The sequence below is a fragment of the Comamonas koreensis genome, from assembly GCF_014076495.1.
Classification (GTDB): domain Bacteria; phylum Pseudomonadota; class Gammaproteobacteria; order Burkholderiales; family Burkholderiaceae_C; genus Comamonas; species Comamonas squillarum.
The window spans coordinates 3,711,999-3,736,407 of the sequence record NZ_CP043575.1 but is presented as its reverse complement, the minus strand read 5'-3'; the positions used below and the strand labels follow the sequence as shown (position 1 = coordinate 3,736,407).

At 61.6% G+C, this 24,409-nt stretch carries 16 protein-coding genes; 3 read left to right on the top strand and 13 right to left on the bottom strand.

From position 1 onward, the window contains the following. Positions 1-66 precede the first annotated feature (66 nt). Positions 67-438 carry a response regulator gene (locus F0Q04_RS16945; RefSeq protein WP_182342301.1) on the top strand — a complete coding sequence of 124 codons (372 nt, stop codon included), beginning with the start codon at positions 67-69 and terminating at the stop codon, positions 436-438. Between the two features lie 127 nt (positions 439-565). On the opposite strand, the gene F0Q04_RS16940 is transcribed toward F0Q04_RS16945, so the two are convergent. From F0Q04_RS16940 to F0Q04_RS16900, 9 genes are all read right to left on the bottom strand, one after another. Further along, positions 566-1,696: a hybrid sensor histidine kinase/response regulator gene (locus F0Q04_RS16940; protein WP_182342298.1), complete on the bottom strand. Its 1,131-nt coding sequence runs from the start codon at positions 1,694-1,696 to the stop codon at positions 566-568. 72 nt (positions 1,697-1,768) lie between these two features. Continuing rightward, a complete protein-coding gene (locus F0Q04_RS16935) occupies positions 1,769-2,611 on the bottom strand; it encodes a CheR family methyltransferase (RefSeq protein WP_116924269.1) in 843 nt (280 codons plus the stop codon). Between the two features lie 6 nt (positions 2,612-2,617). Beyond that, on the bottom strand, positions 2,618-6,145 hold the full coding sequence (locus F0Q04_RS16930) for a response regulator (RefSeq protein ID WP_182342294.1): 3,528 nt from the start codon (positions 6,143-6,145) through the stop codon (positions 2,618-2,620). Positions 6,146-6,823: 678 nt separating this feature from the next. After that, complete coding sequence (locus F0Q04_RS16925) at positions 6,824-7,726, bottom strand: hypothetical protein (protein ID WP_182342291.1); 903 nt, start codon at positions 7,724-7,726, stop codon at positions 6,824-6,826. 628 nt (positions 7,727-8,354) lie between these two features. Further along, entirely contained in the window at positions 8,355-9,932 is a 1,578-nt protein-coding gene (locus F0Q04_RS16920; protein WP_182342288.1) for an IPTL-CTERM sorting domain-containing protein, read from the bottom strand. Positions 9,933-10,279: 347 nt separating this feature from the next. Next, positions 10,280-12,322 carry an IPTL-CTERM sorting domain-containing protein gene (locus tag F0Q04_RS16915; RefSeq protein WP_182342285.1) on the bottom strand — a complete coding sequence of 681 codons (2,043 nt, stop codon included), beginning with the start codon at positions 12,320-12,322 and terminating at the stop codon, positions 10,280-10,282. Between the two features lie 102 nt (positions 12,323-12,424). Beyond that, positions 12,425-13,198 carry a choice-of-anchor R domain-containing protein gene (locus tag F0Q04_RS16910; RefSeq protein ID WP_182342282.1) on the bottom strand — a complete coding sequence of 258 codons (774 nt, stop codon included), beginning with the start codon at positions 13,196-13,198 and terminating at the stop codon, positions 12,425-12,427. An 893-nt stretch (positions 13,199-14,091) separates the two neighbouring features. After that, entirely contained in the window at positions 14,092-14,850 is a 759-nt protein-coding gene (locus tag F0Q04_RS16905) for a hypothetical protein (protein ID WP_182342279.1), read from the bottom strand. 618 nt (positions 14,851-15,468) lie between these two features. Continuing rightward, a complete protein-coding gene (locus F0Q04_RS16900; protein ID WP_133247983.1) occupies positions 15,469-15,900 on the bottom strand; it encodes a hypothetical protein in 432 nt (143 codons plus the stop codon). A 139-nt stretch (positions 15,901-16,039) separates the two neighbouring features. Between F0Q04_RS16900 and F0Q04_RS16895 the strand changes: the two genes are divergently transcribed. After that, positions 16,040-16,177 (top strand): hypothetical protein, encoded by a 138-nt coding sequence (locus F0Q04_RS16895; RefSeq protein WP_165841096.1) that lies wholly within the window; start codon positions 16,040-16,042, stop codon positions 16,175-16,177. A gap of 344 nt (positions 16,178-16,521) precedes the next feature. Here the strand turns inward: F0Q04_RS16895 and F0Q04_RS16890 are convergent, their stop codons facing one another. Both F0Q04_RS16890 and F0Q04_RS16885 read right to left on the bottom strand, forming a co-directional pair. Beyond that, positions 16,522-18,216, bottom strand: coding sequence for a WD40 repeat domain-containing protein (locus tag F0Q04_RS16890; protein WP_182342276.1), 1,695 nt, complete (start codon positions 18,214-18,216; stop codon positions 16,522-16,524). Then, on the bottom strand, positions 18,213-18,890 hold the full coding sequence (locus F0Q04_RS16885) for a GTP cyclohydrolase II (RefSeq protein WP_182342273.1): 678 nt from the start codon (positions 18,888-18,890) through the stop codon (positions 18,213-18,215). Before F0Q04_RS16885 ends, F0Q04_RS16890 begins: the two co-directional genes overlap by 4 nt. Before the next feature lie 745 nt (positions 18,891-19,635). Between F0Q04_RS16885 and F0Q04_RS16880 the strand changes: the two genes are divergently transcribed. Beyond that, the gene (locus F0Q04_RS16880; RefSeq protein WP_021028025.1) at positions 19,636-19,992 is read left to right on the top strand and encodes a PRC-barrel domain-containing protein; all 357 of its coding nucleotides are present in this window, start codon (positions 19,636-19,638) and stop codon (positions 19,990-19,992) included. A 349-nt stretch (positions 19,993-20,341) separates the two neighbouring features. Here the strand turns inward: F0Q04_RS16880 and F0Q04_RS16875 are convergent, their stop codons facing one another. Further along, positions 20,342-21,445 carry a sensor histidine kinase gene (locus F0Q04_RS16875; RefSeq protein ID WP_182342270.1) on the bottom strand — a complete coding sequence of 368 codons (1,104 nt, stop codon included), beginning with the start codon at positions 21,443-21,445 and terminating at the stop codon, positions 20,342-20,344. A gap of 402 nt (positions 21,446-21,847) precedes the next feature. Further along, the gene (locus F0Q04_RS16870; RefSeq protein WP_182342267.1) at positions 21,848-24,331 is read right to left on the bottom strand and encodes a TonB-dependent siderophore receptor; all 2,484 of its coding nucleotides are present in this window, start codon (positions 24,329-24,331) and stop codon (positions 21,848-21,850) included. Positions 24,332-24,409 lie beyond the last annotated feature (78 nt).

Below are 24,409 nucleotides of genomic sequence, written 5' to 3'. Positions count from 1 at the left end.
ATTCCTTGGTTCAAAACACCGTCTGCAATAGTTTTATTGCAATAATCTTTTGTTATTGGATTTGCAATGAAAATAGTCTATATCGAAGACAATGAGGAACTGCGCGAGACGATCGGCTGCCTCATGGAAGGGCCGGGCCGCAGCATCACCTGTTGCGCCAATGCGGAAGAAGCGCTGCAGCTCGACGCGCAGGCGCCGTTTGACCTGGTGGTGACCGATGTCAGCCTGCCCGGCCAATCGGGCACTGAGCTGGCCCAGTCGTTGCTCAAGCAAGCGCCGCTGCGCTGGATCGTGCTGTGCACCGGCTACGACCTGGGCCACTACCCCGCGCAGTGGGGCCCGAACGTGCGCACCTTGCTCAAGCCTTTTGAGATTGAAGAGCTTGAAGCGCTGCTCGGCCAGATCGAGGCCCAGCGCCCCAATGCCACGCTGCAGTAAGCGCTGAACCCAGGCGCTGCAATGCCAAGAAGGACGGCTGTGCCGTCCTTCTGCTTTTGGGGGATGGACGCAGCAGGCCGCCACTTTGATCCATAAAACCTATAGCGTGCGGCCGGTCCGTGGGCCTTCACAGCACCGCCTGGCGGTTCGGCGCCAGTGGCTGGCGCGGCAGCCGGATCTCAAAGCGGGTCTGGCCTTCGGCCGATTGCACGTGGATGGCGCCACCATGCGCCTGGGCAATCTGCTGGGCAATGTAGAGCCCCAGGCCCAGTCCTTCGCTTTGTCCGGGTTGGCGCTCGCCACCCCGAAACGGCTTGAACAGATCGGGCAGCAAAGCCGCGGGAATGCTTCCCCCGTTCTCGATCACCAGCAATACCTCTGCGGGCTGGCTGCCATCCAGGCGCACGCGGATCGGCGCATCAGCCGCGCCGTGCTTTAAGGCATTGCCCAGAATATTGCTCACCACCTGGGCCAGGCGCTCGCTGTCCCAGCGGCCCTGGGTGTCGCCCTGGGCCTGGTAGTGCAAATGGCGCTCTGCGCTGCACTGGCGAGCATCTTCCACCGCGGCCTCGCACTGGCGGGCCAGGTCCATGTCGGCCAGGCTCAGGCGCAGGCCGCCGGCCTGGCGGATGCGCGTCACATCGAGCAAATCGTCCACCATGCGGGCCATGCGCTGGCTGTTGCCCAGCAGGCGCTCGGCCAGCTCTTCGTTCTTGCTCGCGTCGGTCTGGCGCTTGAGCAGGCTCGCCGTCATCTTGATGGTCTGCAAGGGGTTGCGCAGGTCGTGGCTGAGCACCGCCATGAACATCTCGTTGACGCGCAGCGCCTCGGTGCGCTCTTGCAATTGCTGGGCCAGCTCCTGCTTGCGGCGGTGCAGCTCAAAGAAGATGTTCACCTTGGCGCTGAGCATGTCCGGGTCGATGGGCTTGTACAGGAAATCCACCGCGCCGCTCTCATAGCCCTGGAACTGCCAGTTCTGCTCGTGCGTGCCCGCGGTCATGAAGATCAGCGGAATATGGCGCGTGCGCTCGCTGCCCCGGATCAGCGCGGCCAGGTCAAAGCCGTTCATCTCCGGCATCTGCACATCCAAGAGGGCCAGCGCCACATCGTTGTGCTGCAGCAGCAACTCAAGCGCCTCGCGCGCCGAATGGGCCTTGAGAAACTGCACACCCTCGCGCTGGAGCAGCGCTTCGAGGGCGACCAGGTTCTGCGGGATGTCATCAACAATCAGGCATTTGATGCCGTCTATGGTCTTCATGGCGCTACAAGTCAAAAGCTAGGGCCCATGGTGTGCGACTGCATCACCATCTGCTGGGCGGGTATTTTTAAACTAATCAATGCTGGGTTTCTTCTGGTATATCTTCTCAACCACCGCCACATCTTCAAATGCCGGCGCCTGGTTGGAAAATCGCAGCGATTCTTTCATACCCAAACCCAAAAAGCCGCGATGGCATAATGACTGCCGGAAAAGATCCAGCGCGCGGTTTTGCAAGTCGGTATCAAAGTAAATCAGTACATTGCGGCACGATATCAAATGCATCTCGGCAAATACGCTGTCGGTCGCCAGGCTGTGGTCGGCAAATACCACGTTCTTGCGCAGCTCTTTGTCCAGCACGATATGGCCGTAATGCGCGGTGTAATAATCGGCGAGCGATCGTTTGCCACCGGATTTCAAATAATTGGCGGAGAACGACTCGGCCCGCTCAATGCCAAAAATGCCTTGTTCGGCCACACGCAGCGCCTGCGAGTTGATGTCGGTCGCATAGATCAGGCTGCGCTCGAGCAGGCCTTCTTCGTGCAGCAAGATGGCCAGCGAGTACACCTCTTCGCCGGTGCTGCAGCCGGCCACCCAGATCTTGAGCGAGGGGTAGGTGCGCAACAGCGGCACCACCTCGCGGCGCAGCGCCGCAAAATAGGCTGGGTCGCGGAACATATCGCTGACCTGTACCGTCAGGTACCCCAACAGCGCGGTAAACGCCGAGGGGTCATGCATGATCCGGTCCTGCAACTGCGACAGTGTTTTGCAGCCAAAGGCGGCGAGTGCCGCCTCCAGCCCGCGTTTGATCGATCCCTGCGCATAACCGCGAAAATCATAGTGGTAACGGTAATAAATACCGTCGAGCAGCAAGCGCTGCTCAATCTCGGCAATCTCGGCCTTTTTGCGTAACGGCATGGGGCTTTATTTGGGCATCCAGACGCGCACCAGGGACAGCAGTTTCTCCACGTCCAGTGGTTTGGCGATGTAATCGTTGGCACCGGCGGCCAGGCATTTTTCCTGGTCGTCCTTCATGGCCTTGGCGGTCAGCGCAATGATGGGCAGGCGCCTCAAATGCGCGCGGCTGCGAATCTCGCGCATGGCGGTATAGCCATCCATCTCGGGCATCATGATGTCCATCAAGACCAGGTCCACCGCACTGTCCTCGCGGTCCAGCACCTCGAGCGCCTCGCGGCCATTGCGGGCAATGTCCACGGCAATGCCGGTGGGCTCCAGAATGCTGGTCAGCGCAAACACATTGCGCACATCGTCCTCCACCACCAGCACCTTGCGCCCTTCCAGCGCGGCCTCGCGGCTGCGGGCCTGGGCCAGCATCTGCTGGTGCTCGGGCGACAGGCGAGACTCCACCTGGTGCAGGAACAAGGTGACCTCATCGAGCAGGCGCTCGGGCGAGCGCGCATCCTTGATGATGATCGAGTGCGAGAAGCGGCGCAGCTGCAACTCTTCATCGCGCGACAGCGCCCGGCCCGTGTAGACGATCACCGGCGGGAAGGACACGCCGTCCTGCTCGGACATGCGCTCGAGCAGCGCAAAGCCGCTCATGTCGGGCAGGTTCAGGTCCATGATCATGCAGTCATAGGTGCCCTGGGCCAGGTACTCCAGCGCCTGGGTGGCGGTGGCGGCGCAGACCACATCGACCTCGCTGTTGCCCAGCAGGCTGTGCACGCTGTCGCGCTGGCGCTCGTCGTCTTCGACCAGCAGCACGCGGTGGATGTTCTGGGTGAACTTGGCCTCCAGCCGCTTCAAGGCCTGGGCCAGCTCCTCGCGCTGCACCGGCTTCAACGCGTAGCCCAGCGCGCCGCGCACCAGCGCTTCTTGCGAGTAATCGGCCACCGAGACGATGTGCACCGGGATATGGCGCGTGCTGGGGTTGCGCTTGAGCTGGTCCAACACGCCCAGACCGGAGAAGTCGGGCAGGTTGATGTCCAGCACAATCGCATTGGGCAAAAACTGCAGCGCTGCGGCCAGGCCATCGGACGCATTGCGCGCCACCTGGCAGCTAAAGCCCATCTCGCGCGCCAGCTCTTGCAGAATGTCGGCAAAGCGCGGGTCGTCCTCCACCACCAGCAGATGGCGGCCCTGGATGATGGTGGGCAGGGCCAGCTCAGCCGCCGTAGCAGAGGCAGCCGTTGTTGCGCTGGGGGTGACAACGGCCGTGGCGGCATTGGCCGTGGCGACGGCCGTGTTGGACGGCATTGGCGCCATGGCGCGGGGCGCAGCAGCCGGTGCGATCGTCTTGACCGGTGCGCTCAGCGGCGGCTGCACAGCGCGTAGCGCATCGGCAGCCTTGGGCGGCACTGGCACCTCGGCGGCGGGCGCAGCCGCTGCCACCAGCGGCATATGAAAGCTGAACACGCTGCCTTGCCCCGGCGTGCTTTGCACGGTCACCTGGCCGCCCAGCAGCTGCGCCAGGTCACGGGCAATTGACAGACCCAGGCCCGTGCCGCCGTACTTGCGGTGGGTGCTGCCATCGGCCTGCTGGAATGCCTCAAAAATCAGCTGCTGCTGGTGCTCGGGGATGCCGATGCCCGTGTCCTGCACCGCAAAGCTCAAGGTGCCCGGCTGGCTTTGCGACAGCTGCAGGCTCACGCTGCCCCGGTCGGTGAACTTGATCGCGTTGGACAGCAGGTTTTTCAGAATCTGGCCCAGGCGCAGGCTGTCGGTCTGCGCATAGGCAGGCACACCCGGGGCAATATGGCAGCTCAGCGCCAGCCCCTTTTGCTGGGCCAGCGGACGCAGCGGCTCGATGAGCGACTGCATCGCGGTGCCCAGGTTCACGGGCTCGAGCACCACATTGGCCTGGCCAGCTTCAATCTTGGCCAGGTCCAGAATATCGTTGATCAGCGCCAGCAAATCATTGCCGGCCGCATAGATGGTCTGTGCGTACTTGACTTGCTCGCCGGTCAGGTTGCCCAGCTTGTTGTCGCCCAGCAGTTTGGCCAGGATCAGGGTCGAGTTCAGCGGCGTGCGCAGCTCATGGCTCATATTGGCCAAAAACTCGCTCTTGTACTGGCTGGCCACTTCGAGCTCGCGCGCCTTGTCGGTCAGCGCATCCTTGGCGCGCAGCAGCTGCTCGCGCTGGTGCTCGAGCTTTTGCGTCTGCTCTTCCAGGTATACATTGGTCTGCTCGAGCTCTGACTGCTGCTGCTCCATCTGCGCCTGCGAGCGCTGCAGCGCCTGGCTTTGCTGCTCCAGCTCCTCGTTGCTGGCGCGCATCTCCTCTTGCTGCACCAGCAGCTCTTCGGCCTGCTGGCGGGTTTCTTCCAGCAGGTTCTCCAGGCGCGAGCGGTCGATCGCCGAGCGCACTGCCACCGCCAGGATGGACGATGCGCCTGCCAGCAGGTCCAGCTCCGCCTGTTGCACTGGGCGGGCAAAGCCCAGCTCGATCAAGGCATGGACCTTGCCATTCTCCACCGCAGGGGCCAGCACCAGTTCCAAAGGCTGCGACTGGCCCAGGCTCGAGGTGATCTTGAGGTGGCTCTGGTCCAGACCCCCCACCTTCAGCAGTTTGCCGCTGCGCAGCACCTGGCCTGCCAGGCCTTCGCCGGCCAGCAAGTGGGCCTGCAGTACATCGGGGGGCAGCGCGTAGCCGCCAAACAGCTGGTAGCGGTCGTCCATGCCGTGGCGGGCATAGCCAGCGCCCACGCGTGCGCCCAGGTAGCTGGCCAAAAACTCCAGCGCGCGTGCGCCCACTTCTTCGAGCCGGTGGTCGCCTTGCAGGCTCTGGTTCAGGCCTGCCAGGCCATCGGCCACCCAGGCCTGGCGCGCCTTGGTGCGGAACTCCCGCATCGACACCGCAGCGGACGCCAGCACCAGCAGCAGCATCACCACCGATCCACCCCAGGAGATGTAGGTGGAGGTGATGGCCGCCTGCTCCCAGGCGCGGCGGCGCAGATCGAGCTCGTTGTTCTGCAGCAGGTACAGGCTGCTGACCTCGTTGTTGAGGCTGTCCATCACCAGCTTGCCCTTGTCGGTGCGCACCATCGCCAGCGCCTCATCGCCCCGGCCCGCCTGCTTGAGCTCGATCGTGGTCTCCAGCTCGGCCAGCTTTTGGTGGGCCAGCGCATCAATGGCCTGCACCCGTTCCTGGCGCAGCGGCGCGCTGTTATTGCTGGCCGCCAGGCCCTTGAGCTGCGCCTCCAGCGCATCTTGCGCGCGCTGGTAGGGCTGCAGGTAGGCCGGGTCGCCGGTCAGCAAAAAGCCGCGCTGCCCCGTTTCCGCATCCTTGAGCGACGCCGAGAATTCATTGAGCTGGCGCATCGCCGCTGTCATGCGGTCAATGCTGGTGACAGCCCGGGCGCGCACATCGGCTGAGTAGACATTGACGATGGCGATAACCAGCGCAGCGATGGCTGCAGCGGCAAACCCCAGCAGCATGGGCAGCGGCAGAGGGAACAGGCTGCGCGGCTGTGAGGAAGGAGATTGGGGCATGGAGGGGGCAGAGGTGGGGTGCGGCAACTGGCGCAAAAATCAGCCACAAATTGTACTTGTACCTTTGTTAACAAATCTGTAGGCATGTTCCTACGGGCCGGCCCGGCTGGCCGTGGCACGCCAGATCCATTTTCGTCCACCCTGGGCGGCCTCGCGCAAACCCCGAGGCTCACAGGTGTTACCGGTCGTTTGTGCAGCGCCGGGCGCAAAAAAAGGGCCCGCACAAGGCGGGCCCAAGGGTCGTCTTCCTGAGAAGCGCTTTTCCTCCCTCCAGAGGAATGCTGATCATAAATTAAAAGTATTAAAAAACTGGTGTGATAGCTAGGTATTATGTAAGTTTTTTGTAAGTCTTGGCCGGGGGCGCGCTAGGTGGGCTGCTTCGTACGGGATCGCCTTATGCCTGGCGGCGTTCCTCTGCCTCCATGCTTTTCAATCTGCTCCAGCCGGCAACCAAAAGGCCGGCAGCCACCCGGCGGGGTTGGCTGCCGGCCTATTGAGAGATTGACTGCGCGCCGCTGCCCGGGATGCCAGGGGGCACGCAGAATGTGCCCCTGGGGTGGGTCGCGCTCAGCGGCGGTGATCCCGTGGGTTGCGCACCGTGGGCTGTGGCCTGCAGCGAGGGCCTTGCAGCACCATCAGCCTAGCCACGCTTTCCTGCCTCTATATAGAGAGGGCCGCCTAACGCCCCACCCATGGCCATTGCGCCCAGGCTGGCAGTTCGGGCATGCGCAGGGCCCCTGCGGGCCAGTCGCTGTCCTTGTCGCTGCCCATGTCGCGGTCAGTGCCTTGATGGGCTATCGCTGTCACTGCCATGCGCACCACCGGTGTCACCGTGCCGTCCTTGCTCCAATTGGTGCCGCCATCGAGGGTTCGCAGATAGCCAGTGGCTGCGCCCGAGAAGCCGCCCCCAAAGCGATAGGCGTTGGCGGGTCCTCGGTTGTCATACAGCTCCAGCGGGCAACCGTCCTTGCTGGCAAGCACCAACGCGTATTTTTTAAACGCCTGGAGCGTGGTGCGGGCAACGCTGCCCAGCTGCACCGCCGTGTAGGTGTTGAGGCGCCCGTCATTGGGCGCGAAGACGGCAACATCGATGGTCGTGCTGGCCAGCGCCGCACCCTGGGGCAGCTCCGTGCTGTCATCGAGCTGGTAGAGCCGCAATACCGCCACCATGGTCTGCGTGCCCCAGGCCCAAGACGCTGCACGTGGATGGGCGCGTGCTGGCATACATCTTTTAAAGTCCATCGTTGTGGTCACGACCGATGACGATGCCGCCACAGCAGATGGCCAGCGGTCACGCTCCGACCTGGGCCACCAGTTTTGCAAGGGGTGTGGCATCCACTCCGGTCGCTGCATGCCCAGCGAAAGTTCGCTGATCTGTGTCGCTACCGCCCCGGTTTGGAAGGCCGGGCCCATCCATTGCTGGGTATCGACGGTATGGCCTTGTTGGCGGCTGAGGGCCGTGCTGTCCATCACCACCACGGGCAGCGTCACATTCTGGGCGCTGGCAGGCGCCCCGCAGAATGCGGCGCCTAGCACGCCGGCGGCTGCGCCAGCGCAACAGGTTTTGAGGTGTTTTTTCATGCTGTTTTTAGGTGGAACCGCAGCGCCTGCCAAGCCGATGGTCACAAGGCCATGCAGGCGGGTAGGCTGCGTAGGGCGTAGCTCTGGCAATGGATATGGCGAGGGCAGCCTGTTTGGCACCGTCGGGCAGCAGTCGCCTTGCCGGTCGGCAGCGCACCATGTGGCGCCTCATGCGCGGCGGCGGCATCTGTGCAGCGCTGGCAGGCTGCGGCCATCTACTGCCCATCAGCCAGCACCAAGCACTGCCGGGCAAAAAGCGCCTGGTGCCATCCGCCGGTTGCTCAGTGGGCTTGGGCAAAAGCCGTTGGCCGCCACCGCTTACACGCACTGCGAGCCAGCCGCCAGAGCCCTGCGCCAGCAGGGCAGCGCCACCTCATGGGCGGGTGCTGCGTCAATATGGAAAGGGCTGCTTTGCGCCTGTGCCATGCCGGGCAGCCGGCCGCTAGCGCGCAAGATGTGGGCGAGGGAGGGAGGTATTGCTTTTGCATAGTGGTTATTAATTATATGTTTGAGAAAAGCTATTTGTAAAGCGAGGTAAATGGCTGAGCCAACACAGCACAAGCGTCCCCGCTCCCGCCCCCGTACACAACGGTTGGCTGCTGCCAGCGCCCGCTGTGTCCTGCGCCGTTTACAGTGTTCTGCGGTGGCGGCGCAGGCCCACAGCCGCCATCAGCGTGGCCATCACGGCCATGCCCAGCGCGCCCAGCGTGGGCACTGGCGTAGGCGCTGTGGTTGGCTTGGGGGTCTGGTCAGGGTCGGGGCCGGCAGTTTCCGCCTGCTGGTCCGACTGCAAATACCAGTGCTTGCCCACCTTGGCCAGCATGTAGCGCCATCCACCTGCCTCCATATAACCAGGTGCGGGCAGGCGGAATGTGCCGTTCGAAGCCCCAGCGACCTGCACCACCATGATCCCGTCACCCGTGGTGGCAGCCCCCGCGCCGCCCAGGTTATTGATGTGCAAGATGCTGTCGCCGCTGGTGTCGCCCCGCACCACCAGCTGCGCGCTAGGCGATGCATCGGCGCCCAATGCCGTGTGCATCTCCACCACACCGCCATGGCCGGTGTAGTTCCGCATGACGGTCAGCACACTGCGGGTGCCGCCGGCAGCCAGGGTGACCCGTCCGCCGTTGTCCAGGCTCTGCACCGTGGGGCTGTAGGCGCTGGTATCGAGCGTGCCGCCAGAGACCACGACAAAGTCGGAGGCCGGGCTCAAGCTGTTGGCCCCGCCTGCGCGCAGCACACCCGCGTTGATGCGCGTGCTGCCCTGGTAGCTGTTGTTGCCCGTCAGCACCGTGGTGCCCGTGCCGTTGACCTGCACCTGACCGGTGCCATATATATCTGGCCCAAGCTGGTACTGACCCGAGGTATCGCTATGGTACAGGTTCAGCACGCTCGCGTCCGCATTGCCCAGTACCAAGGTGTGCACCTGCAGGGCACCGGGGCGGCCGCTGCCTTCAATCGTCAGCTCTGCGCGGCCGGCGGGGCCCGGTGCGGGGGATGACAGCCACAGGATATCGCGCACATTGACGGCTGCGCCTTCGCCGATGGTCAAAGCGGTTTCGGCCTGGCCGGCAAAGGTACCGATCTCCAAATGGGTGCCCACCCGCCATTGGGACTCCGCGCCGCGCAACGACAGCGAGCCAAAGTACAAGAGGGCGTTGACCTCGCAGTCGAGCAAGCCCCCATCGCGGATCTGCACCGCCGACATGCCTTCTCCCGCGAAAAGGCATTCCTCACCCCGCAGTGTGGAGTTGGCGCCCTCGACGTCGATCAGCGCGCTGGAGCCGGGCAGTGTTGCTGATTCCAAGGTCTGCAGGCTTGACACCCTGCCGCCATGGCGCACCTGGAGCGTGGCCGACCCGGCTTGGCCCAGCAGCAGATCGCCCGCCACCGTCCAGGACGATTGCGCGCCCTCCACCCGCACCGTCCCTGCGCTGCCGGCCTGCGCGCTGACCATTCCGCTGTCAGACTCCAGCTGGCCACCGGCGAGAATCGCCAGTGCGCTCGTGCCGCTGTGGCCCACTGTCACGTCGGTAGCGCGGTGGCTGGCCCCCATATCGCCCAGGGGGCTTGCATCACCGCTGAAGTGGACACTCTGGGCCTGTGCTCCTGCTGGCAGCAGGCCGCCCAAGAGCGAGGCGCCCACGAGCAGGGCGCTCAACAGCGGCGTGTGCTGGGCCGATGAGGTGTATTGCTTTTTGGTCATCATTTTCCATGGGTTGGGTTGTAAGAAGCTATCAACTAGCGAAGGCATGGAACAGGCGCTGGCGGGGTGGCTTGCGCAGTGCGGTCACCTATTCTGCGCGCTGCTGCCCTGCGCCGCAGGCAGGGTTCCATCAGCCTCCCATGATTGATAGTTTTACACAATCAAAAAATGAAAAGGCCTGTATTTTTGGTGGTTAGGGGCCACGGCGCTGGGCAGCACCAGCACGGCATGCCTGCCCCAGAGCCCTGCGAACCTTCCCCATGCCTGCGCCCAAACAACACAGCCCCAGGTGGTGGCACCTGGGGCTGTTATCTCAGTGCTAGGGCAGGCTTAGCGCATGCGTGCTTTTACACCGTCTTGCGGCTGCGGCGCAGGCCCACAGCACCCATCAGCGCCGCCAACGCAGCCAGGCCCAAGCTGCCTAGCGTGGGCACGGGGGTAGGGGTTCCCGTTACAGGTGGGAGGGTGGTGTCACCCGCGTCCTTGATCAGCACCTGCGCGGCAGGGCCGGCGGGCGTGTAGGCGTCGGCGGTAGTAGGCGGTGCAATGGCCAGCTCTAGGCTCACATCGCCGTCACCCGCCGTGGTGTTGGGCGTGGCAGTAATCGTGCAACTGGCCTGGGTGGCATTGGCTGCAACCACTATCGGCGATGTGCAGGTCGTCGTGTAGCGCGGGTTGGCCGCCGGCAGCACCAGGTTGATGGGCAGGTCGGCCGTGGGCGCTGCTGTCAGCGTGACGGTGCACGTGGCGACCTGGTTGGCCGTATCGCTCAGCTCGGCGGGCGTGCAAACCATGCTGGCCTCGGGGCCGCTTGCTTCTACATGCACGTCCGACTGCAGAAACCAGTTATTGCCCACTTTGGCAAGCATATAGCGGAATCCACCGGCCACCACATAGCCAGGCGCGGGCAGGCTAAAGGTGCCGTTCGATGAACCATCCACCTGCACCACCATAATGCCGTCGCCGGTGGTGGCAGCTCCCGTGCCGCCCAGGTTGGTGATGTTCAAGGTGGTGTTGCCGCTGGTGTCGCCTTGTACCACCAGTTTTTCGGTCGGCGAACTGTCTGCGCCCAAGGCGGTGTTTATCGCAATCACACCGCCATTGCCGCTGTAGTTTTGGGTGACGGTCAGCACATTGCTGGTGCCTCCTGCCGCCATCGTTACCAATCCACCGTTATCCAGGCTTTTGAATGTGGCGCTGAAGGTATTGGTATCGAGCGTTCCGCCGCTGGTCACCAGATAATCAGAGGCCGGGCTCAGGCCGGTGGCTGTGCCTGCGCGTAGAACACCTGCATTGATATGCGTGTTGCCGCTATAGCTGTTGTTCCCGGTCAAGCTCGTTATTCCCAATGCATTAGTTTCAATGGTGCCTGGGCCGCTAATGGGTGTGGCAAACAGATAATGTCCAGAGGCATCGGTGTGGTTAAAGTTAATACGGCCTAGGCCGTTCAAGCCAAATACAATGCCTGCAGCGCTGAACGTACCTGGACTGGTTGCACCTTCGATGTTAAGCACGCCTTTGCTCAATGCTGCCGTGTTGTTGGCAACGTTGGGCAGTCGCAACTGGTTGGTCACCTCTACGGTGCTACCTTCTCCAATGGTCAATGCAGCATCGCTCATGCGACTCTGAGTCCCTATATCGAGCGATCGGCCCAATTGCCATTTTGACCCAGCGCCGCTGAGTGAAACACTGCCAAAGCCCAGGTCCGCAATGGTTCCACATTTAAAAGTGCCTCCATTGGTTATTTGCACGGTGGCCGAGACTGCAATCCCCAAATTGCATTGCCGTGTCCCTTCTAGCCTTGAGTTGGATCCGTCTACTTCAATAAAACTTGCGGAGCCTGGAGCGGTAGAGGTGAAAAGACTCCCGAATGGTGCCGTGGCACCATTGATAACCCGCAGAGAGCCTGATCCGCCATCAAGGCCTACCCAAAATTGGTCGTTATACGTCCCAGCGTTGGTAAAAGATGATCCTGGGCCATCAACAATGACCGATCCCTGGCCTCCAGCGAGAAAGCCAATATAAACATAATCGCTGGCGGTAACTTTTGCGTTGTTTTTAACATGGACGATACCCGTACTTGCGGTGCCAATCAACACGCGTTTAGTATCCCATTGTGAACCGTCAGAAATGGTGACCGTACCAAATGCACCAGCACTGCCCCCAACGTTCATTCCGATGGTGGTGGTCAGTGCCGCACCGGATAACACGTCCAGGCTTCCGACCCCGGTAATGCCCACGGTCACATCTGTTCCACTGTAGCTGGCGCCCATATTGCCGGTGGGATCCGTATCACCCGTAAAGTTGATGCTCTGGGCCTGGGCAAAGCCTGTGAGCAGGCAGGCGGTGAGCAACGCATAGCGGGCGGGAGGAAGGATTTGTTTTTTCATATCAATTTTCTATTTGTAAGTTGTATGAAGCTATTGTCATAGCCAACGAAAGGAGCCGATAGCGCACAGCCAGGCACCTGGCATGGAGCGTTGGGGGAAAGGTTAAGCCCGCTTTCGGCTGCGACGCAGGCCCAGCAACCCCAGCGCGGATGCCAGGGATACCAAGCCCAGGATGCCCAGGGAGGGCACGGGGGTGGGCGCGGCGGGGGGGAGCACAGGATCCACGATCACCGGAGGTACGGATTCCGGCACAACGGTCAGGCGAAAGCCGGGAGTGACCAATCCGAGCTTCTCCCAGGTGCTGCCGCTGTCGGGGGTGTGCAGATAGCCGTCGGCTGCAATCGAAAAACCACCGGCAAAGGTATAGCTGGTGTCGCTCAGGCCGTTGTAGTCCGACAGGGCCAGGGTGCCGCCGGAGGTGTTGGAGACGATCAGCGCATATTTCTTGTGAGGCTGCAGCAGCGTGCCCCCGATGCTGCCCAACTGGGCTGCGGTGTAGGTATTGGGGTTGAGGTTGGCATCATCATTGGGGACGACCACTGGCAGGCTGGCAGTGCCCAATGCTGCGCCTGTGGGCAGTTCAGTCGTGTCGTCCAGCAGGTACAACTGCACGATGGCTTGCACGGAAGGGTCGCCATTGGACAGCCCCAGCGTGATTTCTGAGATATACACGGGCTCCGCCCCGGTGGTAAAGGCCGGGCCACGCCACTCGGTGGCGCTGACGTCGTACGTGGAGTAGTAATCCCATCCGGTGCTGTCGACCACCACGATGGGGGTGGGGGAGGTTTGTGCCGAGGCCAGGGGACTCCAGGCAGCGGTGCAGGCCAACAAGGCGATAGCGGCGAGTTGTCGGCGAGGGAGGAGAGGCATTTTCATATTTCTACTCTTCAGTGAATGGGTGGGTTGCTTTCTTGCATTCAAAGGTGGTATGCAATAAAGCACGTTCCAATAGCATAAAACAACTATAAATTTGTGATTCATAACAAATGTCTAAATAGACATCAGTGGCCACAGGTGTGGCGGAGGGCTTTAGCCACTCAATGCGAATGAGATGTATGAATGGTGATGACCTCCTAACAGGGCGTTGGCATGCGCCTTCTGAGAGTTCACAGAATGTGTGCAAGAAATGTATGCAAGATTGATCTAACACATAGCCTAGCACAGTCAATTCATATGAACTATAAAAACTAACCTATCAATAGGTTTTTGCCATATCCTTGGGGCTGCCTGGCCCAGGGCTTATAGCTGCCAGCAATGGCGTTATTGCGGAGGCGTTTTGCACTGCAGCAGCGCACATGCAGCGCCGCTGCGCATAGGGGCGCTGCCAGAGGGGCCAACTGGGCGTGGCTGCACGGCGAGCGGCCGTGAAAAATGGTCATGCCGCGCGACTAAGCCCGCATCTGTGTGAGCCTCTCTATGTCATTGTTATGACAAAAGAAAAGGCATGTAAAAGCGGGAACGCTGGCTGGCAGTCGCATAGGTGAGACAGGGTGGCGCATGTCTGCAGCCGCTGCAGCGGCTTGGCACTGCCCCTGTCGGGTGGGGGGACGGAGCCAAGGCTATCGCCGTGCAGGGCCGATGCCAATTGCCTTGTGCCGGGCTGCACAGACGGCGCCGATGATGGCGGTGGGCCATCACCCCATCTGTTGTCCATCTCTAGCCGAATGAACCGTTGCCCCGGCTGATCCCGTGGCGCGGTCGCGCCCCGCGCCCTGTCCATTGCGGGAAATAAGGGGCAGCGCCGGCCGGGCGCCGCCCCGGGTGCCGATTTAGACGGCGGACTTGCGGCTGCGGCGCAGGCCCACCCAGCCCACCACGGAGACCAGCGAGACCAGGCCCACGGCGCCCAGCGTGGGCACCGGGGTGGGGGCAGCCGGGGGCACCACAATCGGGTCGTCGACGGGCACCACGGTCAGTTTGATCGCAGGGGTGACCTGGTTGTTCTGGGTCCAGGTGGTCCCGCTGTCCAGCGTCTCCACATAGCCCGCAGCTGATGTCGAAAAACCGCCCGCATACGTATAAGCATTGCTAGGCCCGTCGTTATCGGACAAACCGACATAGCCGCCGGACGGGCTTGACAAAATCAAGGCGTATTTTTTGCCTGCCAGCAGCGTGGTGCTGGGGATGCTGCCCAACTGTGCAGCGGTATAGGTGTTGGCGTTGAGGTTGGCGCCGTCATTGGGCGTCACGATGGGCAACGTGGCGGTGGCCAGCGCGGTGCCGGTGGGCAATTCGCTGCTGTCATCGAGCTGGAATAGGCGCAGTTGGGCTGTGGTTGTCGGGTCCCCACTCGACAAACCGAAGGTGATCTCCGTGATCCGGGTTGGAACCGCACCGGTGGTAAAGGTCGGGCCACGCCATTCGTTCGCGCCCACGGTGTAGGCCGAGTAGAAATCAAAGCCTGTGCTGTCGATGACCACCACCGGTGGCTGGCTCTGTGCGGATGCCAACGGCCCCCAGGATGCGGCATAGGCCAAGAGCCCGATGGCTGCATAGCGGCGTAAAACATGGCGGCGGATCGTTGGCATGGAGCTTCCTTTGTAAAAAGTTAAAAAACTATCCGAGGACGAAAACAGCTTTGCTATTGCAATGCGCAGGGGGCACTAAACGCGTTGGTTATTGAATGGATGCGTTGACATTAATTAATGATTAATGACCAATGTAATTTTCAATGCCAATTCTGTGAAAAAAGAAATTAATGAATGTTTGCAATTCCATAGCGATGTTTGGTTTTCGTTTATGAGGCGTGCGCTGATCAGCCGCGGAGTTTGAACGCTGCAGCTGGCTCGGACTTGCCGGATTGGCGCTCGCAGCAAGCCACCCAGGCCTAGGCGCTGGGTCAAGCAACAGCGCACCCCGCGCAGCTATCGGCATGGATTGAGGGGCATGCCGCCCGCCGATGTTTGGCGGTGGTTGGCGGGCGAGTGGGTGCGTGCGTTAACGCCCAATTGGCAATGCTGCCAATGGCTGGCGCAACCCGTGCACAGCCACGCCCGGCCGTTGCAGTCAGGCGACAGCAGCAGGTGTTAGCAGTGACCCGCCAAGCCGCAGGGGTTTAGGTGCTGCGCACTAGCAGCGTCATTCGTGACGGGCGTCAGCCCGGCGCATCCAGGCAGCCCATAAGTGCTCTGGGCCATTGCTGTGCATTACGGTGCGGTGGGCGCGTTGCACTGCCAATTGCCGCCCATGCTTTGGCAGCGGATGCCATTGGGTCCCACCAGGTGCTGGGGGCCTGAGCGGGTGAGAAAGTGGCCCTGGTTGTCAGTACAGCCGCTGGCATTGCAGCTGATGATAAAGACCGGCTGCTGGGGGGCAGATGGCGTTGTTTCCGCACTGGCGGGCGGAGAGGAGAGCGGGCGCCGGGGCTTTTGGTCTCCATCGGGGCGCTCATCAGAATCACTGTCACGGTCGCTGCTGCTGCCGATGTCGCTGGCACGGACATTGGCGGTGGGTTTAGATGTATTGGCGGTGGCGGTCGCTGGTGGGTGCTCGCTGCGTGCGGCCTGGGGCACGGCTACCGCAGTGCCCGCCGCTGCCCATGCCGGTGCCAGGCCCAGCAGCACCATTGCCAAAGTCATCGAACCACGCATTCTGTTTTCCTCTATCCCAACGTAGGGCCCATCTTTTGCTACCGACAAGCCCCGCGACTCAGCGCTGACCTGCTTTCTGTCCTTTGTCCGACGCGCGCGCGCCAGGCCAATGGATAGATTGTGAGCTATGAACCCACCTGACCCCAAACCTACCAAGCCCACCAATCCCAACACCCGCGCTGGGCGATTCGCCAACAAGCGTTTTGCCATCATCGGCGGGATTGTTTTGGTGTTTCTGCTGATCGCGATCTTTGTGCCCCATTGACGGCACGACCGCACCCCAACACCTTGAACCGGGCAGCCCATAGGGCTGCCCGTGTTGTTTGCGGCGTTTGGGGCGGGGCACGCAGCGGTGGTGCTCATATATAGGCGCATCTCGATCTGTGCCGGTTTGAGGGCGCGGCCGATTTGCAGCGCTGCCTGCTGCGTTGGCAATGTTGACCGATGGGAGGGCGTGCGCGATACCTTCCCTCTGCGCTTGGCCGCCTTGGATGAGGCGTGTTGGCACGCGGCGTGGGTGCAGGCCCTGCAGACTAGGGTGAGCGTGAGGACCAAGACGATGGCGACAAGGATTCGCAGCTGCGATGGAGCACGGCGCGACGCCGCAGCTTACTGCCGTTTTACGATGGGGATGTGGTAGATGTTGCCATCGTAGGAGCTGGCCAGAAATTGGGCGTTGTCGCTGTCAAAGCACAGCGATGAGATGCCCGCAGAGGTCGGGCGCACGGAGGGCTGCCATTGCCTTGTAGCAGGGTCATAGACGGCCACGTAGCCATGGTAGGAGCCCGTGGCAATCCATTGGCCATCAGGGCTGGCGGCAACACATTTGATGGAATGCCGGTGAGGGCTGTCCAAGTCGGTGGATGCAAAATTCTCCCAGATACGCAGCTTGCGATCCCGGCTGACGCTGACAAAGCGCTCGTTGGGCAAGGCGGCACAACCGTTGGCAATCCGGCTGTGGGCATCGCGTTTGGTGAACAGCTCGCGCAAGGTCGCAATCGACCACCAGGCGGCGCTGCCATCTGCGCACACGGAAAACAGCATATGGCTGGAGGCGGCGATCGATTTGACGGCGTTGTCATGCAGCTGCAGCGTTGCGACATGGTGTACAGCCCCATCTTGCGCAAGGGCAAACACCAGGCCTTCACCCGTGTAGCTGCCAATGACCATATGGTCAATGCCGTTACGCAGGAATGCAGCGCCGCAGTTCAAGGGTGATCGGTGTTGGTAAAGGGGCTCGCCCGTCGTGGCATCGAACAGCGTCCCTGTTTGGCCGCCAGTACATATCTTGTTGCCGATGGGAGTGAGGAAGTTGCACAGGCTGCGCAGGTCACGGAGGGCTTGGCCATTGGTTTTGAGAATTCCGGCGTCCCCTATCGATACCACGCCAGAGAAGTGGTGCAGGGCTGCGTTGATGCCGTCTGTGGCGCAGACCTTGTCGAGATTCCATTCGCCCGTTGGGATATGGAAGACCGCATAGGAGGAGCCAAAGGTGGCAAACACCAAGGTGTTCTCGTCTAAGAAGGCGCAGGACCTTGGCCATACCTCCGGTGGAATGGTGGATTGCGCGATGGGTGTGAGGGCGCTGGATGCCACCTTCCAGACACGCAGCAGCCGGTCGTAGCTCAAGCTCACCAGCAATTGCTCGCTGTCCTGGTAAACCAATCGCTTGATGCCAGCCTGGTGCGCAGCTGTTGCCTGGCGATGGCCGCCGTCGATGGTCAAAATCATGCCGGCATCATTGCCAGCATAGACGGTGCCATTGTTGGCGATGGCAATGGTGTCGGTCTCTACGCCGCCGAGGTCGATGTCCTGGAGCAGGTCCCCTGTTGCCAATGACCATTGTTTGAGCGTGCCGTCGTCGCTGGACGATAGCAGCGTCTGGCCGTTGGCGGACCAGGCGATAGAGATCACATCGGCCCTATGGCCTTTGAAGCATTGCCTGAGACAGCCTTTGAAGTCGTATACCCTGACGTGGTGGTCACGTGAGGCAGTGGCAATAAGCGCCTCGGCCGGGTGGAACTGGGCCATTTCTACATCGTCCCCATGGTCGGACAGCACGGAGATGAGCTTCATGCTGGGCACGGACCACAACCTGGCCGTGTGGTCGCTGGAGGCACTGATTAAATAGTTTCCGTCGCTGCTGAAGGACAGCTGGTTGGCCAAGTGGTCATGCCAGGTACGGGCCAGTGCGATTTTTTGGTGGGCATCCCACAAGATCACCTGGTTGTCGTATCCGGCGCTTGCAATGTAGCGACCGCCATGTGTGGCAACGCCGCTGATGGGCGATAGATGGGCAATCATGGGATTTCCTTCCGGACGGGCGGGACGTCTATTGAATGGCGTGAATGTTTGACCTTGGTTTCTAGGTAGTGGCGATTATCGGCATCGACAAACACCCCGGTAGGGATGCGTGACTCCACGGTAATGCCGGCCATGGTGAGCTGTTTTTGTTTGTCGGGGTTATTGCTGAGCAAGCGGATGGTTTGGATGCCCAGCGCTTCGAGCATGTCAGCGGCGACCTGGTAACTGCGCTCGTCATCTTTATGGCCCAAGGCCCGATTGGCGGCATAGGTATCCAAGCCTTGATCTTGTAATAGGTAGGCTTCGAGTTTTCGATAAAGGCCAATGCCTCGGCCTTCTTGGCGTAAATACAAGAGCAGGCCACCTTCCCTATGCAGGTGTTGCAGTGCTTCCTGGAGCTGGGGGCCGCAGTCGCAGCGTGCGGAGGCCAGCGCGTCGCCCGTGATGCACTCTGAATGCAGGCGCACCAGCGGCGCTTTGGTGTCTGAGCCCTCAAACCGTACCGCGAAGTGCTCGCCGTGATCGCTCAGGTTGCCAAAGCTGATGATTTCGGATCTGGCCTTGTGTCCATTTCCCAGAATGATGGGCACCCGCACAATGCTGCGAACCCGGGGGGTGGCTAAGGCATTTTCTCTGTCTTTTGAAGCGCCGTTTATGCACTGATATGAGTCCATGGTGAATCCCCGTTGGCATCGTATTTGTATACAAGATTAAAGTGAATTTTTAACCGCCGAGGAAGAAAGATACTACGTGCTTATGCCTTAGTCACGGCTTCAGTTGTTTCTGCGGAGAGACAATATTGATAATTTGCTTTTTATTTTATTTTTAAATTATTTAATTGAAGTTATTAATGTTTTTAATTTTATGCGATAAGGCCAAATCTGCGAGTGACGGGTTTTCGTTGATTACTGGAAATTTTGAAGTATCTAGCGGGTTATAGGGTTCTGGCGGATATATTGGGGAGATTTTTGGGCTTGGTGGTGTTACATCCCCAGGCTGGGTTGTTTGCAAGCGTTGCTGCAATGGCTGGCGCTAACGCTGGGGCCGCGATGCATGCCGGCGCCACCCGCCGCCTGGTCCACCGCAGGCAGGGCGACGCGTGGCGGTTGTGGCGCAGCCTTGCCCATGCGGTGTGGCAGCTGCTCACCCATCCAAGACGGCGTGCAGGAGCTTCTGAGGTGGGCGAGCCCACGTGCGCAGGGGCTTACGGGAGGAGATACGCCCCGCAGAAATGGGCGCTTTTTCCAGTCCTGCAAAACCGGTGCGGCCCGTCCTACGGCTATCGGACGGCGATGACTACCCGGCTGGACCGCGCCGCTGTTTAGCATTGAACCCAAGGCCGAGACATGGCGGTAGTGCTCTCACCGGCACCCCGCATCGGCCCCTTTGCAATCCCGCTTTCCAACACAGGAGAACCCTATGAATACGATCAACACAGCATCGAGCGTGATCTCTTCGGACAAGGTGCAAGGCACCAAGGTGTACAACCCCAATGGCGACAAGCTGGGCTCGGTGGAAAGCCTGCTGCTGGACAAGCTCACGGGCAAAGTCCGCTATGCGGTGATGGAGTTTGGCGGCTTTTTGGGCATGGGCACCGATGTGTACCCGCTCCCTTGGGAAACGCTGAAGTACGACACCGGCCTGGGCGGTTATGTCGTGTCGCTCACCAAGGAGCAGCTGGAAGGCGCGCCGCGCTATGCGCGTGAGACGACGCAGGACTATAACGACGAGTACGGCCGCAAGGTGAACGAATACTACGGCGTCCCTTGGATCTAACGTGGCGGGGCTAATACAGGCCCTGATACTTCGTTGCGCAACCTTGCCGTACTTGCAGTACTGTCTGCGGTTGCGCGCCTCGTCGGGGACGCCTAGTCTCAGAACCTGTCTTAGCCCCTTGAATGGGTCGGCTGTTGATTTAAGCCTCCAAGAAAGCAGCCCGCTGGTTCAGCGGGCTGCTTTTTTACTGGCTAATCGTTGGGGTTGTTCTATCAGCACTTCGAATGCATATGCGCATAGTTGGTGACGCCTGATTCGGGGCTGTCTTAGTCTCATTTTCGGTTTGCTGGTGCGTGTTACCGGCTCATCGACCTCGTGCTGTATCCAGCGCTTGGTTTATTTTTTCCGCTTACAGAACCACAGGCAGCCTCACAGTGAATGTGGTGCCGGAATCTGAACAAGATAGCACTGTCAGGCTTCCCTGGTGGGCTGCGACGATCTGCTTGCAGATGCTCAGGCCCAGCCCCATGCTGGTGGCGGCAGACTTGGGGCCCTGGAAGTAGGGATCGAACATCTGGGCCATCACGTCGTCCGGCACCAGAGGTCCTTGGTTGTTGACCAGAATGACGATGTCTTGTCCTTCCACGCTGCCTGTGATCCGTATCGGCAAGTCCGGTGCACCGTAGGCAACAGCGTTTCCTAGCAGGTTGGACAGGAGTTGTTGAATGCGTGGGGTGTCGACACGTACCGCCACTGGTAGCTGAAGCGATGCAATGATGTCATGGCGGGGATGCGCTTCTACGAACTCATTGATCACTGTTTGTAAAGCCGCCGAGAGGCTTTCCGTGGGTTCAGTGGCAATGGATATTTCGTGGCCGGCCCGGCCTTTGGCGTAATCGACCAGATCATCTATGAGCTTGCTCATGCGGCGAGCGCTGGTAGCGATGCGCTCTCCGAGCTTCGCCGCTTTGGGCTCGTCGCCCCGTGAGAGCATCTTTGCGCCCATCGTGATCGCCTGCAAAGGGTTGCGTAGATCGTGGGCGACAACGGCCAGGAACACCTCGCGGGCGTTGCCCGTCTCTTTAAAGCTCTGAATCTCGTTGCTCAGCTGCTGGGATATCAGCTGGTCTTGAAGAAGCTTGCCGAGAATACCGGCGCACGCGGTAAAAATCGCTCGGTTTTTCTCGCTCGTGATGGGCCTGGGCTCTGCGTCCAAGGCAAACAAATTGCCGAAATAGCTGCCATCTGTGAGCAGAATCGGTTCGCTGATGTAGGCGCGAAATCCGTAGAGCTTGGGCGTTCTATGGTCGCGAAAAACAGGGTGGTCCAGGGCATCATCAAATGCAATCCCGAGCTGGGATTGCATGACGTCCTTGCACAGGGTGCTGTCCACATCCAGTTCATCACCGGCCTTCATGCCGAGCCCCATGTCGTCCACCACAGCGCATGCACGCCACATGTTGGAGCGAACCCAGGCCATGCCGACCAGACCCATGCCAGTCTGGGCTTTCACGATTTCAAGAATGTAGTGTGCGGCCCTGGAATTCGTCGCAGTGAGGACGCTCTGGTCGATGTCAGCTGGGGTGTTGATGGCGTCTCTCCTGCCTGTGCGCGGCAGTATAGCAAAAGGCCTGGGCCCGCGAGAGCCCGATATCGAATGACCGCAATGGGGTGAATTCACTGTCGCGAGCTGCCATCGCAGCCATGGCGGCTCCTCTGTTCAGGTCTTGGCGATCTTTTCAAGGGCCTGGCAATGCTGCGATGCACTGCGCTCACTGATGCTGCCGATGCCATCGGTCTTCCAGGGCGCCAATTTGCCAGATCCATGACACGAAGCAAGGGGTAGCGCAGATGTTCTCAGACCCCCTCGACAAAGCAGCCCGCTGGTTATTCAGCGGGCTTTGTGGTTGTGCGCTTAGAAATCGTACTTGGCGGTCAGCGTGAACTTGCGCGGCGCGCCGTAGTAGATCTGGCTGCCGGCAAAGTCGAAGTAGGTTTTGTCGAACAGGTTGTTGATGTTGAGCTGCAGCGACAGCTGGCGCGAGATGTCGTAGCTGGCCATCAGGCTGGCGACGGTGATGGAGCCCTGGTCGCGGCGCGCCTCCACATCGGTGGAGGTGGTCGTGGTCGCATAGGTGGCGTCGCGCCAGGTCAGGCCCCCGCCGACCTTGAGGGCGCTCCAGTTGCCCCGCAGGCGGTAGCTGGTGTAGAGGTGTGCCATGTTGTTGGGGCGCTGCGACTGCAGGCGCGCGTCATCGGCCGCGCGGGCATCGGCCCGGGCAAAGCCGGCGATCAGCTGCCAGCCCCGGGCCAGCTCGCCGGAGACCTCGGCCTCAAAGCCCTTGCTGGTGACACCTTTCTCGCCCCGGTAGGCGGGGTTGCCGGTGCCGCCAATCATGTTGTCGCCGTCTTGCACGGCAACATTGTCCTGGGCGATGCGGAACACGGCCAGGGACGCATTGACCTTGCCATCGAGAAACGCGGCCTTGATGCCGGCCTCGTAGGCTTTGCCAGTCACAGGGTCCAGGTAGCGGCCCTGCGTGTCCTGGTAGTTTTGCGGCTGGAAGATATCGGTATAGCTGGCGTAGACGGTGTAGGTAGCGTTCAGGTCATACAGCAACCCAGCGTAGGGCGTGAAGACCTTGTGCTTGCGCGTTTCCGTCAGGCTCTGGCTTTCCCAGCGGGATTCGCGCCCGCCTACGATGAGCTTGAGGTCATCGGCCAGCGACAGGCGCAGCGCGCCGTAGACGGCGGTCTGGCGCGTGCGGTCATCGCCCAGCGGGCGGAAGGCGCCCCAGACCGGCTCGGGGTAGGAGCCATCCCAGTCAAAGATATTGCCCACGGGGGTGGCGGTGTAGGCATGGTTGCCGTAGGCGTAGTTGGACTGGCTGCCGGTCAAGCCCAGCACCGCCTCATGCTTGCGGCCGAGCAGCTCAAAAGGCCCGGTGGCCTGCAGGCTGCCGCTGTTTTGCGCAAAGCTCTGGCGCGAGTAATTGGGGTAGGGGCCCAGGCCCAGGCCGGTGTTCCTGTCGGGCTCGCTCAGCAGGTAAAAGAGCTTGGAGGTGTAGTCGGCATCGAGGCGGCTGGCGTTGGCCTTGATGGACCAGCCATTGTCAAAGCGGTGCTCGAGCCCGGCGTAGGTGGTGCGGCTGGTAGTGTTCCACTCGGTCCAATCGGCGCCAATGCTGAACGAGCGCGGCCAGTGCGTGGCGCTGCCATCCTGGTAGACCATGGGCAGGCCGCCCCAGGTGACGCCGGTGGGGCGCTTGGCCTGGTGCTCCAGGCCGATCCAGGCGGTGGTGTTAGGCGTCAAATCGGCCTCGGCGGTGGCGAGCAACGCGCGGTTGCGCGTGTGGTAGCGGTCCAGGTGCGAGTCGCGCTCATCGGCCATTGCGGCCACACGGGCGCGGATGCGGCCGTCGTCGGTCAGCGGCGTGCTCAGGTCCAGGGTGGCGCGGCGCTCGTTCCAGGAGCCCAGGCTGGCGCTGGCCGAGCCAGTGAAGGTCTTGCTGCTGGCGCGTTTGCGCACCAGGTTGACGGAAGCACCGGGGTTGCCAGCGCCGGTCATCAGGCCCGTTGCTCCACGCACCACCTCGATGCGGTCGTACAGAATCGGGTCGAGCATCGAGGCGCCAAAAAAATCATTGGCGACATAGGTGGGCACGCCGTCGTACTGGTAGTTGTCGATGTAGAAGCCCCGGGCGTCCAGATCGGTGCGGTCGCTGTCCGAGCTGATCGCCGAGATGCCGGTGATATGGCGCGCGGCCTCGCCAATGCTGGTGATGCCCTGGTCCTCGATCTGCTGGCGCGTGAGCACGCTGACCGATTGCGGCGTCTCGCGCGGCGACAGCTGCAGGCCGGTGGCGGCTGCCGTGCTGCGGATGGTGTAGCTGCCGGTGCCTTCGGTGGTGGCACTGCGCTCGGCTTGGGCGGTCACGCGCAGCTCCGGCAAGGTGATGCTGGGCGCGCCTTGTGCAGCGGCAGCCGGAGCTGCGGCAGCCGCTGCTGCGGTGGGTGCCACACGGCGCACCACATAGCTGCCACTGGCATCGCGCTGGGCCTGCAGCGGCAAGCCCGCCAGCAGGCTGCCCAGCGCCTGGCCCACATCGGCGGCGCGCTGCACGCCGGGGCTGCGCAGGCCGGCAACGGTATCGGGCGCGAACGAGATCAAGGTGCCCGATTCCTGCCCCAGGCGGTTGAGCGCCGCAGCCAGCGGGCCGGCGGGGATGGAGTAGCTGCGCGCTGCGGGGGGGCTGGCCGGCTGCTGCGCCTGCGCATGCGCAGAGCTGGGTGCCAGCGCGGCAAGGCTGGTGCAGGCGGCCAGGCCCAGGCACAGCAGATGGGCGCAAAGCGCGGTGCCACGGGGCGTGGCGGGGGCAGAGAAGCGAGTGCGGTACATGCGAATAGGTCCCGAGTTTGACAAGCTGGTGGCAGCGCGCCGCCATGGTTTATGCGGCGCTTGTGCAGGGCTTGACAC

Bases quoted from the DNA above. Each gene is read 5' to 3' on its own strand.
- F0Q04_RS16890 (WP_182342276.1), bottom strand. From the start codon at position 18,216: ATGATTGCCCATCTATCGCCCATCAGCGGCGTTGCCACACATGGCGGT.
- F0Q04_RS16905 (WP_182342279.1), bottom strand. From the start codon at position 14,850: ATGCCAACGATCCGCCGCCATGTTTTACGCCGCTATGCAGCCATCGGG.
- F0Q04_RS16920 (WP_182342288.1), bottom strand. From the start codon at position 9,932: ATGACCAAAAAGCAATACACCTCATCGGCCCAGCACACGCCGCTGTTG.
- F0Q04_RS16915 (WP_182342285.1), bottom strand. From the start codon at position 12,322: ATGAAAAAACAAATCCTTCCTCCCGCCCGCTATGCGTTGCTCACCGCC.
- F0Q04_RS16870 (WP_182342267.1), bottom strand. From the start codon at position 24,331: ATGTACCGCACTCGCTTCTCTGCCCCCGCCACGCCCCGTGGCACCGCG.
- F0Q04_RS16930 (WP_182342294.1), bottom strand. From the start codon at position 6,145: ATGCCCCAATCTCCTTCCTCACAGCCGCGCAGCCTGTTCCCTCTGCCG.
- F0Q04_RS16900 (WP_133247983.1), bottom strand. From the start codon at position 15,900: ATGACTTTGGCAATGGTGCTGCTGGGCCTGGCACCGGCATGGGCAGCG.
- F0Q04_RS16935 (WP_116924269.1), bottom strand. From the start codon at position 2,611: ATGCCGTTACGCAAAAAGGCCGAGATTGCCGAGATTGAGCAGCGCTTG.
- F0Q04_RS16910 (WP_182342282.1), bottom strand. From the start codon at position 13,198: ATGAAAATGCCTCTCCTCCCTCGCCGACAACTCGCCGCTATCGCCTTG.
- F0Q04_RS16945 (WP_182342301.1), top strand. From the start codon at position 67: ATGAAAATAGTCTATATCGAAGACAATGAGGAACTGCGCGAGACGATC.
- F0Q04_RS16885 (WP_182342273.1), bottom strand. From the start codon at position 18,890: ATGGACTCATATCAGTGCATAAACGGCGCTTCAAAAGACAGAGAAAAT.
- F0Q04_RS16880 (WP_021028025.1), top strand. From the start codon at position 19,636: ATGAATACGATCAACACAGCATCGAGCGTGATCTCTTCGGACAAGGTG.
- F0Q04_RS16895 (WP_165841096.1), top strand. From the start codon at position 16,040: ATGAACCCACCTGACCCCAAACCTACCAAGCCCACCAATCCCAACACC.
- F0Q04_RS16940 (WP_182342298.1), bottom strand. From the start codon at position 1,696: ATGAAGACCATAGACGGCATCAAATGCCTGATTGTTGATGACATCCCG.
- F0Q04_RS16925 (WP_182342291.1), bottom strand. From the start codon at position 7,726: ATGAAAAAACACCTCAAAACCTGTTGCGCTGGCGCAGCCGCCGGCGTG.